This is a genomic window from Rugamonas aquatica (assembly GCF_009380215.1).
GTDB lineage: Bacteria > Pseudomonadota > Gammaproteobacteria > Burkholderiales > Burkholderiaceae_D > Rugamonas > Rugamonas aquatica_B.
Genome location: NZ_WHUG01000009.1, coordinates 137,259 through 153,690, shown reverse-complemented (window position 1 = coordinate 153,690; position 16,432 = coordinate 137,259). Strand labels below are relative to the sequence as shown.

13 protein-coding genes, 2 tRNA genes and 1 pseudogene are annotated in these 16,432 nt (G+C 59.2%); 5 read left to right on the top strand and 11 right to left on the bottom strand.

What is annotated here, in order from left to right; all coding sequences use genetic code 11:
* Positions 1-9 precede the first annotated feature (9 nt).
* Positions 10-1,653, bottom strand: a complete 1,644-nt coding sequence (locus GEV02_RS33715) for a methyl-accepting chemotaxis protein (RefSeq protein ID WP_152839980.1) — start codon at positions 1,651-1,653, stop codon at positions 10-12.
* Positions 1,654-1,749: 96 nt separating this feature from the next.
* Positions 1,750-1,826 (bottom strand) — tRNA-Ile (locus GEV02_RS21280).
* A 721-nt stretch (positions 1,827-2,547) separates the two neighbouring features.
* Between GEV02_RS21280 and GEV02_RS21275 the strand changes: the two genes are divergently transcribed.
* Both GEV02_RS21275 and GEV02_RS21270 read left to right on the top strand, forming a co-directional pair.
* The gene (locus GEV02_RS21275) at positions 2,548-3,297 is read left to right on the top strand and encodes a hypothetical protein (protein WP_152839979.1); all 750 of its coding nucleotides are present in this window, start codon (positions 2,548-2,550) and stop codon (positions 3,295-3,297) included.
* 330 nt (positions 3,298-3,627) lie between these two features.
* Positions 3,628-3,701 (top strand) — tRNA-Arg (locus tag GEV02_RS21270).
* A gap of 39 nt (positions 3,702-3,740) precedes the next feature.
* Here the strand turns inward: GEV02_RS21270 and GEV02_RS21265 are convergent.
* Positions 3,741-3,983 carry a helix-turn-helix domain-containing protein gene (locus tag GEV02_RS21265; protein ID WP_152839978.1) on the bottom strand — a complete coding sequence of 81 codons (243 nt, stop codon included), beginning with the start codon at positions 3,981-3,983 and terminating at the stop codon, positions 3,741-3,743.
* A 126-nt stretch (positions 3,984-4,109) separates the two neighbouring features.
* Positions 4,110-4,991, bottom strand: a pseudogene (locus tag GEV02_RS33405) (IS256 family transposase); the annotation flags it as partial.
* 1,292 nt (positions 4,992-6,283) lie between these two features.
* On the opposite strand from GEV02_RS33405, the gene GEV02_RS21250 reads away from it, so the two are divergent.
* The 3 genes from GEV02_RS21250 (at position 6,284) to GEV02_RS21240 (ending at position 10,279) form a co-directional block, all read left to right on the top strand.
* Positions 6,284-7,480 carry an AAA family ATPase gene (locus tag GEV02_RS21250; protein ID WP_152839976.1) on the top strand — a complete coding sequence of 399 codons (1,197 nt, stop codon included), beginning with the start codon at positions 6,284-6,286 and terminating at the stop codon, positions 7,478-7,480.
* Positions 7,477-8,697: a ParB N-terminal domain-containing protein gene (locus GEV02_RS21245; RefSeq protein WP_152839975.1), complete on the top strand. Its 1,221-nt coding sequence runs from the start codon at positions 7,477-7,479 to the stop codon at positions 8,695-8,697. Before GEV02_RS21250 ends, GEV02_RS21245 begins: the two co-directional genes overlap by 4 nt.
* A gap of 256 nt (positions 8,698-8,953) precedes the next feature.
* Entirely contained in the window at positions 8,954-10,279 is a 1,326-nt protein-coding gene (locus tag GEV02_RS21240; protein WP_152839974.1) for a replication initiation protein, read from the top strand.
* A 344-nt stretch (positions 10,280-10,623) separates the two neighbouring features.
* Here GEV02_RS21240 and GEV02_RS21235 read toward each other — a convergent pair whose 3' ends face one another.
* The 7 genes from GEV02_RS21235 to GEV02_RS21205 all read right to left on the bottom strand — a co-directional run bounded on the left by GEV02_RS21235 (position 10,624) and on the right by GEV02_RS21205 (position 16,389).
* Positions 10,624-11,355: an Imm52 family immunity protein gene (locus GEV02_RS21235; protein ID WP_152839973.1), complete on the bottom strand. Its 732-nt coding sequence runs from the start codon at positions 11,353-11,355 to the stop codon at positions 10,624-10,626.
* Between the two features lie 5 nt (positions 11,356-11,360).
* Positions 11,361-11,948 (bottom strand): Tox-REase-5 domain-containing protein, encoded by a 588-nt coding sequence (locus tag GEV02_RS21230; protein ID WP_152839972.1) that lies wholly within the window; start codon positions 11,946-11,948, stop codon positions 11,361-11,363.
* Complete coding sequence (locus GEV02_RS21225; RefSeq protein WP_152839971.1) at positions 11,948-12,295, bottom strand: hypothetical protein; 348 nt, start codon at positions 12,293-12,295, stop codon at positions 11,948-11,950. The genes GEV02_RS21230 and GEV02_RS21225 overlap by 1 nt, the downstream gene beginning before the upstream one ends.
* Positions 12,279-12,656, bottom strand: coding sequence for a DUF4123 domain-containing protein (locus GEV02_RS33400; protein ID WP_268878655.1), 378 nt, complete (start codon positions 12,654-12,656; stop codon positions 12,279-12,281). The genes GEV02_RS21225 and GEV02_RS33400 overlap by 17 nt, the downstream gene beginning before the upstream one ends.
* 128 nt (positions 12,657-12,784) lie before the next feature.
* A complete protein-coding gene (locus GEV02_RS21215) occupies positions 12,785-13,201 on the bottom strand; it encodes a PAAR domain-containing protein (RefSeq protein WP_152839970.1) in 417 nt (138 codons plus the stop codon).
* Positions 13,202-14,998: 1,797 nt separating this feature from the next.
* Entirely contained in the window at positions 14,999-15,472 is a 474-nt protein-coding gene (locus GEV02_RS21210) for a hypothetical protein (RefSeq protein WP_152839969.1), read from the bottom strand.
* Between the two features lie 383 nt (positions 15,473-15,855).
* On the bottom strand, positions 15,856-16,389 hold the full coding sequence (locus GEV02_RS21205) for a hypothetical protein (protein ID WP_152839968.1): 534 nt from the start codon (positions 16,387-16,389) through the stop codon (positions 15,856-15,858).
* Positions 16,390-16,432 lie beyond the last annotated feature (43 nt).

Below are 16,432 nucleotides of genomic sequence, written 5' to 3'. Positions count from 1 at the left end.
CGGGCGGCCTTAGCAACCGCCGCCCACGGCATGGGGCGGCGCTGCAATCAGCCTCAAAGCTGGAGGTCGCCGGGCGGCACGCGCGACCGGCGCCGTGTCCTCCATGACGGGCTGTCCTAGATCAAATGCCGAAACCACACCGACCAGTGCGTCGGCCTGGTCTTGCAGCGCACCAGCCGCTGCGGCAATCTCTTCCACTAGCGCCGCGTTTTGCTGCGTCACCTCGTCTATCTGTGTAACCGACTGATTGATTTGACCTATGCCAGCGGTCTGCTCCTGGCTGGCGACGGCGATCCGCCCCATGATGGCCGCCACGTCTTCAATACTGACCACCACCTCCCGCACTGTCGCACCGGCTTGCCCGGCCAGGTCGGTGCCGACGCTAACCTGCGCCACCGAATCGTCGATCAACACCTTGATCTCCTTGGCAGCGGCGGCCGAGCGCTGCGCCAGGCTACGCACCTCCGCGGCAACGACAGCAAAGCCGCGTCCCTGCTCGCCGGCCCGCGCCGCCTCAACGGCTGCGTTCAGCGCCAAGATATTGGTCTGAAAAGCGATCGCGTCAATAACACCGATAATGTCAGTGATTTTGCTTGACGATGCGTTGATCGTTTCCATGGTCGTCACCACCCGGGCCACCATGGCGCCACCGCGCGCGGCCACGTCGCAGGCCTGTATCGCCAGCGCATTGGCCTGCTGCGCGTTACCGGCGTTTTGCCGCACCGCGCGGGTCAGCTCCTCCATCGATGACGCCGTTTCCTCCAGCGCACTAGCCTGGCGCTCGGTACGCGCCGACAAGTCCAGATTGCCGTGGGCGATCTGACTCGACGCGGCGGCGATCGCGTCCGTACCACCGCGCACCCGGCCGACGATGTCGACCAAGCTATCGTTCATGTTCTTGAGTGCCTGCAGCAACTGCCCGGTCTCGTCACCGGAAACCACATCGATGCGGCTGCTCAAATCACCGGTCGCGACCGTTTGCGCCACCTTGACGGCAGCCCGTATCGGGCCGGTGATTGAATGCGTGCTATACCAGGCCATTAGGGATCCGAACAAGATCGCGCCTGCCGTCAGCACCAGCATCCACAGCATGGCGTCGTGGTACGCGGTTGCGGCTTCGGCTTCGTCACGTTGGTTCTTTTCCTCCTCCAGACTTACGAACTCAGCCAGCGCCGCCTGCCACCGCGCCGTCTCTGGCCCGCACTCCTTCAGCAGCAATGCCACGGCCGCCGCCTTATCCATCTTGGCCAATGCCATGAAGCGCTCGTTGAGCGGGGTGGCCGCGGCTTGATGCTGACGGATCCGAGCAAGGAAATCCCTTCCGGCGGCATCGAGTGGCATATCCTGCAGGGCCGCGAAAGCGGCCTCATAGCGCGCCTGGGCCTGATCGATCTTGACGTGCTCAACACGGGCGGTTGCCTCGTCGTCCAGCAGCGCGATCGTGCGCTCCACACGCGCTACGATATGCACCGAAGTCTCCATGTCATCCAGCAAATCCATTTTATGGACATTCTCGGCGACGATGTGATGCAGCGCTGCGTTAGAGGAGCGCATACCTGCGGTGCCAAGCAGCGCGACGGCACCCAGCAATACAAGAAGAATGGAGTATCCAGCTCCAAGGCGGACACCGATGCTCAAATTAGCGATTCTCATGCTGTGTTCTCCATAAAAGATACGGCTACTCTGGCGCCGGTCGGGCGCTTGATTTGATGAAGACCGGCGACGCTGCGCCAAGCAAGCAATATACGATGGTGGGCCTGGCAGGATTTGAACCTGCGACCAATCGATTATGAGTCGACTGCTACTGACCACTGAGCTACAGGCCCTTCAGGTGCTGACCCAATCTGCGCTAACACAACCCTGGCGGCTTGCGTGAGACGCAACAACGGCGACGGCCAGCAGAATAACAATTGCTGAGACACCTATTTGTAACCAGCGACGAGGCTTTGTTCACTGCAGGCGCAGGCGGCTCAGAGATAGGCGCCAGGCAGGACTACGCTAAGCCCGTGACGCTCATGCAGACGTCAATAAAATAGCAGGCAAAGGAACTAAACATACCAGGCAGTGACTAAGCGCTAGGCACGGCTAGATTATTAAGACCATGCCATTATTAACCATACTCATACTAAGACTATGCAACCTACAGCAAATTCGCGCATGCACACCAGTGCAGTCCCCAACTGTTTGTCCAGCACCGCCGCACCCAATACTCCGTCATCCGGACAACCATCCCGAGTACGCGCACTCATCGACCAATTCAATGCAAACGGGTTCGGACTGCGACGCCGTTCAAACGCCGCTGCCCCCCCCTGCCCGCAGCCCCGAGTCACCAAGACCTCTGATGAGAAAGTGAGCATGACGGACACGGCGACGAGATCGAGCGCCCTACCAACACAGGTGCCGATGTCCCCCTCCGCCGTCAATCTGCATACGCAGGTTGATCCACGTTCCGCCAGTCTGGTGAGTACCCCGGTTACTGCCATAATCCAGTCGGGGGACCAGACGCACGCGCAGTCCCAGCCCATTACCTCCCGCCGGGCGAGTACGGTGCCCTCACCCGAGGAAGAACTGCAAGCTGCCAGCAAACAACCACAAAAAGTGCAGCTCCCCCCAGAAAACGTCCAACGCGCACTGCAAGCGGCATCAGAACCGTCATCCAAGCCAGCCCCGAATGCCGAAGGAGATCGCTTTGATAACGCAAAAATGACAGTGCTCTACGCGAGGTTGTTCAACATGCACAGATCTACAGTGGCGGTGGCAAAAGAAATGGCAGCCAAACGTGCAGTACGACAAACAGTTGCAACAGTGGGATATGTCTGCGCAGTGTCCGTCTGCTGGGGACTCGCGGTATTCGGGGGCAGCGTCTTGACTGTAAGTACGGGCGGTTTGGGTTTAGTCGGCTTAGTTGCAGCCGGCTTGATCGTATCGGCCGTGAGTCGCTATCGTGCCCGTGCAGCCAGCGTCCAAGACCGCCTCCAAGACCAGAAAAAAATGGCGTCCTACTCGAAAACGCCATGTGCGAAATTGGAAGCGATGCTTCCAAACTGGAAGGCCGATGGGAATCCCTGCGATGAGGCGGACCAAATATACGTCGTAGCCACGATGCTGGCTCACCACCTGAAAGGGGGCAGCACACACGCTGAGGAGAGTCGCTGCTATTTCGCCATGAGATCCCTTGCAGATATTATGGGGGTTGGTCCAAGAGCAATCGCCAACCTGCAAAAAATGCCGCAAGAAAAACGTGCCAACACCATACTGTTAGCCCTGCGGATCCAATGGAAACAGTCTGCTACGTAAGCCGTTCAACATAGTCGAAAGACTGACCATGTTGAATGATACATTTCGTGGTTGAGCAGATGTAAATTTCTCGTAGAACCTTTTATTTACGTGACCTGACCTGCCGAGTACACACAGTCATCTGCAATCTTAGGCTACTTCGCCGTTCTTTTGCCGACGGCCGGTAGTGGATTTTGCAGGACTGCGGCAGGCCAGGATGCACGGACTCCCTCCCTCTCTACAAAGCGAAAACCCGGTGGGATGCGCGCCGTCGGCGTGCGACACAATCGAACTATTGGGCGAACGCTGTTACCTATCAGCCTGTAGCACATCCTTAAGCAACATATCAGTCCGCCCTTAGCTCAGTTGGATAGAGCAACGGCCTTCTAAGCCGTAGGTCACACGTTCGAATCGTGTAGGGCGGATACCTTCACGCCTGCCGGCAACCAAGTGATATCCCATGCTCACAAACGGCTGGCTTCGGCCGCGTAGTGGCTGGTTATGACCATGGTGCTGGGCTTCTTTGCACGCCCGCGGTGATGCTGTTTCTCGGCCTTTAAGATGCGGTAGACGGTCGATTCCGACGCCAGGTATTGGCCACGGTCTGCCAGCGTTGGCGCAATCTGGCTCGGCGGGTTACTGGCAAATTCGGCGTTATTGGCAACCTGCAGAGTCTGCTGGCGTTCATTTTCGCTCAGCTTGTTCACTGGTGCCGTGCGCCGATTGCCTTTGCGCCTATCGCAAGACTGTCATCATCCCCAGCAATCAACGCTGATATGTGCGCTGGCTGATTCCAAGGGCCTCGCAGGTGTTGCTACGCCGACACGGGGCCTGAACATCATGTAAGCGAGCACGTCGTGCTCGGCCGCGTCCATCATGTCGGCCAGCTTGGGCAATTTGGCGCGTAGCTGGTCGGTGACACTTCGCCATTGGACGCTGGTCGCCTCCGCCGTCTACTCGGCGAAAATCGTGTGATCAAGGCTACCAGCGCTGCAAGCTCGCGTTGATGAGCTTGGCGACGGCGGCCTTGCATCTGAAATGACCAGCTTCACGCCGCGCGGCCCGCGTCGCGTCAGTCCGCACAAGAACTCGCTCAAGAACGGCTCGGTTTCCGAGGTTCCGGTGGCCGTGCGCAAGATTTTCCGCACGCCGTCGGTGTTGACTGCCACGGCGATTATTACAGCCACGGACACGATCCTCCTGTCTGACGGATTTTGACGTATGTCGCGGCGATCCAGAGATAAGGCCAGTTGCCTTCGAGTGGCCGGTTCAGGAATTCGTTGACGCGTAAGTCGATCTCCTCACACAGACGGGATATCCGATTTTTGGAGGCGCCGCTCATACCCATGGCCTTAACCAGTTCGTCGACCGAGCGCGTAGATATACCCTGAATGTAGGCTTCTTGGATGACCGCCGTCAGCGCCTTCTCTGCTGTGCGGCGCGGTTCAAGAAAACGGGGGAAATAGCTGCTGCTGCGCAGCTTGGGGATTTTGAGATCGACAGTGCCGGCGCGGGCTTCCCAGGCGCGGTCTCGATAGCCGTTGCGGCTGTTGGTGCGTTCCTCGCTGCGTTCGCCATAGGCGGCCTTGCAAAGCACCTCGACATCCATCTCCCTGAGCCGCTGCAAGGCTAATTAAAACGTTTGTTTGATGAAATCGGCATCGGCTCCCTTTGCGGCGAGCTCCGTCACTGCCATAGTAAGTGGGCGTGGTCATCGTGATTTCCTCTGGATGGTTAAGGTCTGGTAACCCCAACCTACCCATGAATCACGATGGCCATCTCATCATTGCTCAACAGGCGTCAAACTCAGCGCCAGATTCATACATCACTCGCTGGGACACGATCGTGGATAGTGGATTGCGGTCAACTTGTTATTTGACCCAGTCCAGTATTCCGACCCGCGGTCGGAAGTCGTCGACACCGACGATCGCGAGCTTTTTTCCACCTGTACCACGCCGCAGGCCCCGGAAATCAATTACGAGGCATTCCACAACTATGTCGATGATCCGAACCGGGTAGCCAACCTCACTGTAAAAGTCAACGTATTGTCTGTGGAATTTGCTTAACCGCAGGTTCGCTATCCTGCTGTCCTGAGCGGATCCTCATCCCTTCGGTTGCCCATGTCGTGCTGATTCCCGCTCCTCGAAGCCCGCACATAATGCGGGTCGGAGCGTTGCCGTGCAAAGCGCCAGATCGGCGGCAGTCACCGTCGAACACCGGAGGCGAGGCGGATCGACGATTCTCAAACCGGACGATGAAAGTCGAGCACCGCCGCGCTGGATAGACTTGGCTTGGGCGCTTCGGCTTGCCTGAACAGATGCAGGCAAGCCGAAGCCCGCATGGTACGTCGCGGACCTGAAAGCCCGAGCAACTTCGAGTGCCGCCAGTTCAGCGTCATGGCGCAAGGGCTGGCCAGTGGCGTTGGCGATGTAGCGCTGCAGGTGGAATATTTGGATGCGCGCCGATGCATTCTTCGCCAGTTCCAGTTCAGCAGCCTCGTCGACGTCCTTATGTCCCCGCTTTGGTGGTCCATTCGAGTTTCCTCGCTGGCGCCGCCACCAATGTTGTAGTCACCGGCGCGTCCACTCTAACCCGGCGCGCACGACCAGGTCGCACAGCACGCACCTCAACCGGCCGTCGGCGGCTACGGACTGTCGTCCGGTGCCTCGCTGCGCCCGGGATGCCGCCAATTTGCCTGCTAAACGCTAGATCAGGCCAAATGAATCAAAAAGCGGGAACGTCAACACAGCACTAGAGGCCACTTCTTCGCGGCAATGTTTGCGGTAGAGCAAAGAGCCTGTGGAAAACGGCCGTATGATCTAAATTCCCATAAGTTTACCCCAAGAAACAGACGAGATAGAAATTTTGTGCTTGTAAAGCGTAAAAATCTATGTACGGCGCGCGAAGTAAACGGTATTATCCGCTCGCTGTTGCCGTGATCGCTTTATTGGAAATTTTAGAAAAAGCGGCAATTACGCGAAAAACTAACCGCATTTGAGGTAACCGAATGTCCGTCTCCCGTATATTGCCAGCTCGTAACATCGTCGATGTCGACGGCTTGATTCGCATTGCCGACCGCGCCGAGGCTACGCTGGCGCAGCTGCGGCAGGATCTGATCAAACCCCAGCCGACAAAGTCTGCGCCAATGATTTCCGGCAGCCGGCTGGCGCAGCTATGCGGCATGGAGCGTACCCAGCTCAATCACCTGTGCAGCAAAGGCATCATCAAGCCGGGACAGACCAAAGGCAACGGCCGCAAGCGGATGTTCACCCTTGCGGAGGCGCGGGATATTGTACAACAGGTCGGCAAGTTCAAGCCGCGCCCCATGGGGGTGCTGGGCATGGTGCTTGCCTGCGGTAACTTCAAGGGCGGCGTTGGCAAGACTACCGTGACGGTTGCAGTGGCGCAGGGCCTCTCTTTGCTCGGCTATAGCGTTTGCTTGGTCGACCTGGATCCACAGGCATCCAGCACGACGCTGATGGGCTGGGTACCGGATGCTGAAGTCCTCGAGGACATGACCGTCATGCCGGTGGTGTACGGCGACGAAACCGATTTGATGTACGCAGCCAAGCCGAGTTACTGGGACGGCATCGACCTGATCCCCTCCTCGCCCGACCTGTTCGGCGCCGACTACTATTTGCCCAACAAACAGGCCGGCGATCCGAGCTTCCGCTTCTGGGAGGTGCTGGATGTGGCCCTGCCGAAGTTGCGCGAAAAGTACGATGTGATCATTATCGACACCCCTCCTACCTTGTCCTACCTGGCATTGGCCAGCTTCATGGCGTCCGATGGCATGATCATTCCGTTGCCTCCGGAGACCCTGGACTACGCGTCGAGCACCCAGTTCTTCCGGCAATTCTCCGAACTGTTTAAGTCCATGCGCGACGGCAAGAGCGTGGAGAAGAAGTTCGAATTCATCAAGATCCTGCTGTCCAAGGTCAAGTCATCAGTCTCGATGACGGATGCTGTGAAATCCTGGATTAAGCAAACCTATCCGGAGATTCTGGGCACTGCCGAAGTGCCGGATACCGACCTGGTGAAGAACGCCTACGCCGAGTTCAAGACAATTTACGACCTGGAAAGCTATGACGGCAGCCAGCGCACCTACGACCGGGCGCTGGAAGCGTTTGATGCCGTGGTGGCGGAGATCGAAGTGGAAGTTCAAAACTGCTGGGCGCATCGTGAGCAGGAGCTGGCCAAATGAGTAGCGACAAAGTACCACGGCGTAATCGCCTGGCAGACCGTTTGATGGGGGCGACCTCCAACCTCGAGCAGGGTGCGGCCACACTGGCTGCTCAGACCCCGGCGGCAGCAACATCGAGCTCCCGCTTGGTCACCATGCCTGGGCAACTGGGGGCTTTCCGCCTGGAGGCGGAAAAATACCAGGCCCGCATCAATGCGCTGGAAAGCGAGTTATCCGCTGCACTGGTGGCCAGCCAGGCCGCCGGCGAAAATGTTGAGCAGGCTGCTGCGCTCAGTCAGCGCGTGGCGCAACTGGAGGCCGTGCGGGTTCAGGAGCAGGCCGAGCACAGTCGGCAGGTGGAGTTGTACAAGGAACAGCTTGACGAACTGGCGCGCACAGCGGGCCAGGGTGTGCCGGTGCGACTGGAGCTGATCGACAAGGTTCCTGGGCGTCAGCGCCAGTTGACAGTCGAAGAGCACGCCGCCTTAAAAGCCAACCTTGTCAAGAACAAGCTGGTGACCCCAGTGACGCTGACGCCAAAAGCCAACGGCCGCTTCGACACGATCTCCGGTCACAACCGGATCGATATCTATGGCGAGCTGGAACGGCCGACCATCCAGGCGGTCTTCGATTATTCGGAACAGGGCGATGGCGACAAGCAGGCTTTCTACGCCAACCTGATGCACAGCTCTCTGCCGGACTTCGCGAAATACCAGGGGTTCAAGGCGATGCTGGACTCCAGCAGCGACATGACCATCACGATGCTTGCCGAGGATTCCGGCGTTCCGCGCTCCACAATCAACCATCTGATGGTGTTTGATCAACTGCCGGCGCTGGCGCTGAACCTGTTGAAGAACCATCCCTCCAAACTGGGACGCAGCGCCGCCAGTGAGTTGGCCAAGCTGGCTGCGAATGACCATGCCAATGAAGTTGTCGCTGCGATCGAAGCGCTGATCGCCGGCGAGGTGAACCAGGATCAGGCGGTGGCAAAAGCGCGCGCGCTGGTGCGTGGTCTGGTGGGTAAGCGGCGGCCCACGTCGGCTGGAACGCCAGGGCCAAGGGCGAACCGCATTGCGGGTCAAGCAGTTGTGGTCGGCTCCAACGTCGCTGCCGAGGTGCAGATAGCACCGGCGGCCCTAAGCAGGGATGGCGTCAAGCTTGTGCTGGAATTCGCTTCGGAGGCTCAGGCTTCCGCCGCGCTGTCGACATTGCGGAAATTATTGGTACTTAAAGAATAAAACGCCGGGAGTACGTACCCGGATTGTGCGAACTCGATACAGCGTTGAAAGGCTAGCAAATGATCTGAATTAAACCAGATAGAACACTACAGCAGCTCTGAAAAGCAAAAGGCCCGGCGGGAACCGGGCCTCGTGCTGATGCTCTGGCGTATACCAAAACAACAATTACGAACTTCATCAATCGTGATTCTAGTGCGGTGTCCCCGTCGGCGCAAGGAGTTTTTACGCCTTTTGTACCGGCATCAATGGAGACCGCATGCGCGCACATGCTTCGGTCGAGTACCAGCTCGTCCCTACGCCCGCAGTTTTAGTCCAGGATATACCGGCCGCCGGCTCACCTGGGCTGGCCGATCAGCAGGACATCCCCTTCACCAATCCTAGGCTGTTTCAGCCAGGCACGGCGTTGAACCGGGTGCTGCTGGAGGCGCCGTACAAGACGCGCTGCAGCTACAACAAGACCGCCGGCATCGTGCGGCCGCGCGAATATGCGGTGCGGTTCCCCTACATGCAGGTGAACCGTTCCACCATGGTAACGTCGCTCGTGTTCGACCTCGACCATTCATATTACCTTATATGGGAAAAGGTTGGCTTGCCACCGCCCAATCTGTCCGTGTTGGACCGCAACAGCGGCACATGCCACTTGTATTATTTCATCACCCCGGTATGTACCAGCGATGCGGCCCGTTCCAAGCCTATCGAGTACCTGAAGGCGGTCTACAAGGCGATGGCGCTGCTGCTGGAAGCGGACAAAGACTATCACAGCGGCCCCGTGTCCAAGACCCCTGGTCACCCTTGGTGGGACACCCGCGAACTGCACAACCATGTCTACGAACTGGGAGAGCTGGCCGGTTTCGTCGACCTGGAACGCCCTACTCCGTGGGTCGCCCGCAAAGAGCGTAAAGACAACGCACATTCGCGCCACTGTCAGCTGTTCGACCAGCTACGTTACTACGCCTATTCCATTGTCAACCGCTACCGCGACGCAGGCAGCTACGAGCAGTTCGTGCGCGACCTCGAACTAGCCGCCGAAAAAAACAACGATTTCACCAGCCGCGGCCATTCGGCCAACCTACCGCAATCCTCGCTGCGAAGCACGGTCAAGTCGATCGGGAGGTGGACATGGGCGCACTACAACGGCAATGCGAGCTGTCATCGGGGCGCCATGCAACTCGACCCCGACCTGCCTCTGCCGGAGAAGCAGCGTCTGGCCGCGGTCCGCACGCACGAGCGGCGTCAGGCCGCGACCGGCGAACGTATCCGCGACGCCTGCCGGCAGCTGCAGGCCGCCGGCGAGCGCATGACGCAGGCCGCGATCGGCCTACTGGCCGGGCTGAGTCGACAAACCGTGGCCGCCTACAAGGAAATCATCGAGGCCGTTCGCAGCAGCGTAGAGACGACCCCGAAGGACCCTGGCGATGTTAAGGATGCTGCCTATCAGGTATCTGCGGCAGACGTTCTTGGGTGTTCCGCTCCCTTTCTTGCCGTTGCTGGCCTTCCTTCTTTGTTTTGTGACGTCGAAGCTCAGGATGTTTTGGCGGGTGTGTTGCCCTTGCAGTCTATCGTAGTCCGGGGTTCTGGTTGATTTTGATGGGGTTGACCTTCGAAGCAGCCGTACGTCCCAGCGCAGCTGGGTTTGTTTGCGTAGCAAACACGTAAGGAAACTGCGGACGTTTGATTTAGCGTGGCAGGGAAATTGCAACGGGTCGCTAAATGGCGGTCCGGACGTTGGCAGGAGAGTGGAATGTTCGCGTTGGCGTTTGGCGTTCGCCATGAAGGCAAGCTGGGAGGCGCCGGATGCGCGGCGTGTTCAGTGTATGGTGGTCTATCGGGTACCCAAGTTGCGCAGTACGGAAGGCGGCGACTTGGGTGTTGTATCGATCAACGGTTCGGCCAGCGTTTGCCGCTGCTTTTGCGCGTTGCCCTTTATTAGAGGTCCGCGTATCGGGGTAAAAGGTCCTGGTCGACCAAGCGGATTTCGATGGCATTGGCAATCTTGACGTGTTCAGGATTTTCATCTGAGAACGGCTCTGAGTTGACGGTCACGACGATGGTGCCGATTTGGAACGCTTTCCCGTTTTCTTGCTTCGCCATCACGGGCTGGAGCTCTCGCGCCTCCAGCACCTGGCTTGAGGTCAAAACGTGCGGCAAATACAGCATCCAGCCAGCGCCTGGCCTGTCCCGAAACACTTGTTTGTCGGAATATTGGTTGCGCGCGACGGTGATGACCATGGGCCGCAGTTCGACGGCGATGATACTGAGTAATTCTTTAACCTGATCGAATCCAAGGCGTGTGACGCCGTCCTGGTGGTCGATTTCAAGGCTGGAGGCGGGCCAGTCGCTTTCCCGGAACTTGAAAACCATACTGGCGCCCTCCCCTTCCTCCAGCTTGCCGTTCCAAACCCCAAGATAGCGGGATTTCTTCCCTTTGAACCGGGTTTCCAGGACAGCTTCGGCCGCGGGTGTCAGGTGACCGGCGGCATCGAAGGCGGGATAGAGATAGGAGTCCTGTTCGGTGTCGCCCATCAGAAACCACTCTGGCCCGAACGCTTCGGTGTTACGTAGGTACTGGATCACGTCGGCTAGTCGGTCGATGTTGGGTCGGAATGCCATCGAGGTATTGTTGGCGCCGCGCTTGAAAAGAGAATTAATTTTTGGCATGGAAATTATGGAGCGTAGAGTAGGGTAATACCCAACACAAGCAATTGGGTTTTCATGTAAGAGTATGCGAGTGGTGTTTGAAAGTAATACGTCAAGGTCGCGGGCGCGTTGCTTCTGACGATCAACGCCTGCGTCTCGGCCTGCTCTCCCATTTTGAGGAAGATGCTTTCTTGAAATGGGTACCGGAACTTGCCGTTTTTGCCGAAGAACTGATCGCACGCCGCCTTCGCCTCCTGCAGCAGACAGAGGGCAGATTTAAAGCCGTCAAAGTCTTTGCCGGCGAACTTCCATTCCATGCCTGGCGGGAACCCGGTTATACGGGCTTGATATTCCCGCGAGTTGTCCGACATGCTGTGGTTCACCGGCATGAGAGCGCCGCGGTCGGGTGGACAGTCTTTGCATTTCTCCCGGGCCTTCGTGACGGGATCCGCGCGGGCGATCGGTGCGGCTTTCGCCTTGTCGGCCTCTTGCTGCCGTTTGCGTGCGGCTTCCAGCGCGGCTTCTCCGGCAGCCCCTGTTGCGAGCCCTACTCCCAAGGCGGCCAGGATACGTAAAATTACAACTTCAGCAACGGAGGCGACAATTGTTGCCATCAGCGGTTTCCTTTGAGTTTGTGGCGCATGATTGCGTCGAGGTCATCGAGCCGTTGTTCCGGCGTCGCACCTGGCTTCAGCAGGTATCGCGCAAACGCCGGATCGTCGAAGGCCGTCGGTGCGTCCGCGCCGAGATACATCAGCCTGATGATGTGCGGCGCGCTGGTGAAGCCGAGGCGTGCGGCGAAATCATGGGCGATCTTCATGCGGGCACGTACAGCCTCACGGCCTGGCAGAGCGAGCATGTCGGGTCGGCTGGCTAGGAAGTGATCGGCGACCATGGTGAGAAACTGATGTGCTTCGCCTAGTTGCAGGGCTTGCCACTGCGCCTCACTGAGTGTGAGCATTTTGCCTCCCGATCCAGACGCGCTTCCCGTCATGCAGCAGGTACCATTCGTGGATGTAGCCGAAAAAGTCTTCGCGCTGTCCATTGTCGAGGGTTTGTGCGAGGTTGACCAGGACCCGCGGATCCCAGAAGCGCAACAAGGCGCTGCGGCCGTCGGGTAACGTGACGTCGAGTTTGAGTTGTAGTAGTTGCCCAAGGCCGTCCAGGTTCTGTGAAGAAAACAACCAGGACACAGCGGGCAGTTCCCGTTCGAGCGCGTACAACTCGGATACCAACGACGGCGCCACCGTTTCCGAGTCTACCAACCAAGGGCCTGCATGGCTGAGCGCGGCATGCGGCGTGTCGGCGAATACTGGGAACAGGCCGCTGCCGTTGTGCAGGCGTCGTTCGCTCCGTGTCTGGTACTAGGCGCCATCGACCAGCGCATAGAGTCGCAGTTCTGGCATGCCATCCCTTAGCTGTTGCAACCTGGTTTGGACGTCGAGCATGGTTACTCCCTGATGACGACGGGGCTGCCGGCGTGTGCGGCCTTGAGCAGGCAGTCCAGGCAGATGCCCGACGATGTGGCGGCCGCGATCAGGGGTGTGGCCGTGATCGCTTCAGCGGCATGTTCGGCGGCAGGATCGCCCAGCGAGGACTCGTCCGACCAAAGTGTGGTCACCTGGCTCGAGATCAGTTTCGCTCCGCAAGCGGTGGTGTCCATGTGGCGTGTGTAGCCCTTGCCATAGCCGTCCAGCAGGTCGCTCGCCCCTGACGTAATGGCGAAAGTGCCCTTGCACTTGGGGCATACGGTCATGTCGCCCACCCGTGCCGTAGCCTTGCCGTAGATGGCGAAAGTGAGATCGGCGCTGATGACGGTGCCGCCGTGGCTGGTCTTGTCGCCGATGACAACGAGTGGTCTGTTCAAGGGAAGCTCCGGATATAGTGTGGCGCGGTAATTTTCATTTATAACATAATTTACAACTATGCCAGGTCCGCACGATTCATCGATGCGGGATCGGTGCCGGAAGGTTCCCCACCGGCGCTGGCCAGTGGCGTGGCCCGACCGTTGTTGCCGCGATTCGAAGCCGAAGCGCGCGCCAGGAACTGTCCGAAAGCCGGGTTGTTCCGTTGCACATTCGCGTTGTGGCCGCCAAGTGGACGAACCGCGGCGAACGCGTGATGTTTCGGAACTTACAGTCCACCGTCGCTTTTGCGGGGAGCGCCTGGCCCGCACCTCAAGGTGATTCGCTTCATCGGCGTCTAGCTGGCGACCTTGAAGGGCCGGCGCCCTCCCCTCGCCGCAGTTGGTCGGCCATGTAGGATGTTCACGTTCACCGGCGGCCAATTTGCCCGCGCTTGTGGCGTGGTCGAATGGCGGGACAGTATGGCTGGCCGAGCAGCCCTGCTTCTGTGCGCTTCCCGTTACTCGCAGTACTACCTGGCGTGCGTCTTATACGGGCAAGTATTTGGTGGAGCACGCAGCAGGCGTATGCGGTTTGATGACGTCTGCGGTACATCGGCTTCCAGCCGAACCTTGCGGCGGTCGTCGAGAACTGCAGGCTGGTGGTGGCGAGCCGGCTGCGCGATTTCACGCCCTGGGGGCCAGGTGAGCGTGCTGACGTTCGCATTTGTTTGTTGGGCTGACTGGGAGACTTTGCGCTTGTGCCGTGATTTCCCAGGGGGGGCCAACCCAGGAACCTATGATCGAGCGCGCGGTTGGCGGTGAGCGCAGGGTTTGCACAAATGTCACTTGTGGCGGGGCGGTGTGCCGGTGTGCGTTCCGATCGGGGGCGCCATTCGGCAAGTGTCGGCCGGCATGGCGTGGTGCAGCTCACCACGCAAGTAGACGCTTGAGCCGGCATCGAAAGGGAAGGGTATTGATCAGCTGTCATTGCAACGAGTGTCGGGCATTGCGGTCGCGCATATGGTTGCGACGAGTGTCGCAGTCGCATTTTTACGTGGATATGGTCGGCATCGTATTTTCTGCGATAGCCTCTATTCCAGCGTTTGCCAGTCGCGCACTTCGGTGGCATTGACACATTTGGTAGGAGGTTTGTGCTGGCACTGACGTAGCCGCCAGAGTGGAGGGGGGCGAGGTGTGCGACTCGCACACCTTTAAAATCAATGACTTAGCTGGAACTTAGGCTTTGCTGCACATCGATGCAGCGGTGCGCTTGGATGGCGTCCTGGCATATACCTGCCTGTATTTTTCGGGAACATGCGTTGAGACGTCGGCAACTCGAAATTGAGTGTGCAAGTCGCACACCTTTAAAATCAATGACTTAGTGAGAGTTTTCCGTCATTTGAGGAGCTTTTCGGAGATGGCGCCGGCCCTGGTCTGCCCGCTATTGTCGCAGAGCTGACGGGGGATCGCGGCGTGCGTTCTGGCAGCAGCTTCAAATGGGCCGCGCCGGATATCCGAAAGGTTGCACTTGCGAGGACATCGTGGTGCCTGAGCGCGTGTCGTTTATGGGGTATTCGTGGCCACGCAAAAGCGGTTCGCTTGGACCTGCACGGGCCTGGTCGTGCTTCTGTCGGCCGGCGCAGGAGCCGTCCCTTCGACGGCCGCGCCTTTCCTCGACGATCCCGAATGGGAGGCTTGGACAATGACGACCCCCGCAGAGTGACGTCTTAGCCGAACGGCAAATGGGCGGTGCGACCGACCGAATACAGCGAGCGATCGCCGCCAACGCGCCCCGGGTTGAGCGGCGGCGAATGTGCGTCACCCTTGAGCGGTACCCAGACCCTCGATCACCCTCACTCCAAGGTCCCTGGCCGTAGCATGCAGCTGGAAGGGCAGGGTGGACTCCAGGGCCAGCACCACAGCGACCGATGGTGGTGCTGCCGGATGATCGATCTTCGCCTGGGCCGTGAGCAACGCCAGGTATTTGACGACCTGGTATATGCCCCGCTCATAGTCATCCGGGGTGCTGTCCGAAATGGACGATTTGACTTCCACGCCAATCCAGCAGCGGTCGGACTTGAAGAACACGTCGATCTGGTCACCGGAGCGTAGCGCATACTCGGTCGTTGCGCGCCAGACTGACGCGTCACGCGCGGCGCCAAAACGATCCGGGTTGTCCAGAACGAACTGTTTGAGAGCCTTATGGGGCGGCTGACTCACCTCCGGCGCGACCGGCGACACCGACGCGCTGCCGCTGATCGATTCCGGGCAGGTTGGTAGGGGCCAGCCCAAGCTCGTTCAGCACGGTGAGCCATTGGCTGCCGAACTGCAGGATCTCCTGATTGATATTCGGAGGCTACCTTGTCCCGCTTCTCGAGAGTTGTCAGGAGGTCATAGCCGGGCCAGCGTTCGCGAACGCCGTCACCAGGGAGCCCCCTGTTTGGGCCCGCTTTATTGACCACGATGGTGGTCAGGTATGGCACCCATCCGGGGCCGCATGCGCGATCGATGTGTTTCATCGCTTGCTCCAGGATATCCCCCAAGCCGCGCGGGGCCGGCGCGCCATGCCTGTTGACGCGTCCGAGAAGCGCCGCCAGATCTTCGTAGGTGAGGCGGGCCATCACGCCGTCGGCCTGCCGCAGTACGTGGCCCACCAACAAGGGGATGCATCTGAGCTAGTATTCCTCGTTGGTCCGATTCCTCACGGTGGCAATCCCGTGATCGCTATCGAGCGCTGGGTCAGGCGCCATGCTGTCATCCATAAGACTTGGGGCCGCGGGAGCGCCGCCCGACGGGATCCACCTGGCCGATGGCTGCCTGAGCAGCAGGTTGCTGCGTAGCTCATTCAAAAAGGTGAGAGCGGACGGCAGGGTAGGGAAGCCGAGCCGGCACCAGTCCACTGCCTTCCCGAGCTGGTGCGGCTTGGCGTAGCGCCCGCCAGCGTTCGCCTTTTGTTGGTTCAGCCAGGTGAGCAGGGCGTCTCTTTCCGCATCGCCGTGCGCGAGCAGATGCTGGTTGAGCGCGAACTCGGCCACATGGTAGTTTGGGACGTTGGAGGTGTAGACGGCAGCCAGCTGGTCCGCTCCCCGCAACACCCGCCAGCTGTGCTTCAACGGCTGTGTGCTGCGCGGGCCAGGGAACGCGAGCGCGTCAAATAGTGCGACGCCCAGTTCGGGATGTGGAGGGGGAGATGCTTGGTCTGCGCTCATGGACGTTTGCCGTTTATCAAGTTGCAATAATTATGTGCGAGCT

What these genes read in the sequence shown, in the direction of transcription:
- GEV02_RS33715 (WP_152839980.1), bottom strand. Translation starts at nt 1,653, where the DNA reads ATGAGAATCGCTAATTTGAGCATCGGTGTCCGCCTTGGAGCTGGATAC.
- GEV02_RS21250 (WP_152839976.1), top strand. Translation starts at nt 6,284, where the DNA reads ATGTCCGTCTCCCGTATATTGCCAGCTCGTAACATCGTCGATGTCGAC.
- GEV02_RS21245 (WP_152839975.1), top strand. Translation starts at nt 7,477, where the DNA reads ATGAGTAGCGACAAAGTACCACGGCGTAATCGCCTGGCAGACCGTTTG.
- GEV02_RS21240 (WP_152839974.1), top strand. Translation starts at nt 8,954, where the DNA reads ATGCGCGCACATGCTTCGGTCGAGTACCAGCTCGTCCCTACGCCCGCA.
- GEV02_RS21235 (WP_152839973.1), bottom strand. Translation starts at nt 11,355, where the DNA reads ATGCCAAAAATTAATTCTCTTTTCAAGCGCGGCGCCAACAATACCTCG.
- GEV02_RS21230 (WP_152839972.1), bottom strand. Translation starts at nt 11,948, where the DNA reads ATGGCAACAATTGTCGCCTCCGTTGCTGAAGTTGTAATTTTACGTATC.
- GEV02_RS21225 (WP_152839971.1), bottom strand. Translation starts at nt 12,295, where the DNA reads ATGCTCACACTCAGTGAGGCGCAGTGGCAAGCCCTGCAACTAGGCGAA.
- GEV02_RS21205 (WP_152839968.1), bottom strand. Translation starts at nt 16,389, where the DNA reads ATGAGCGCAGACCAAGCATCTCCCCCTCCACATCCCGAACTGGGCGTC.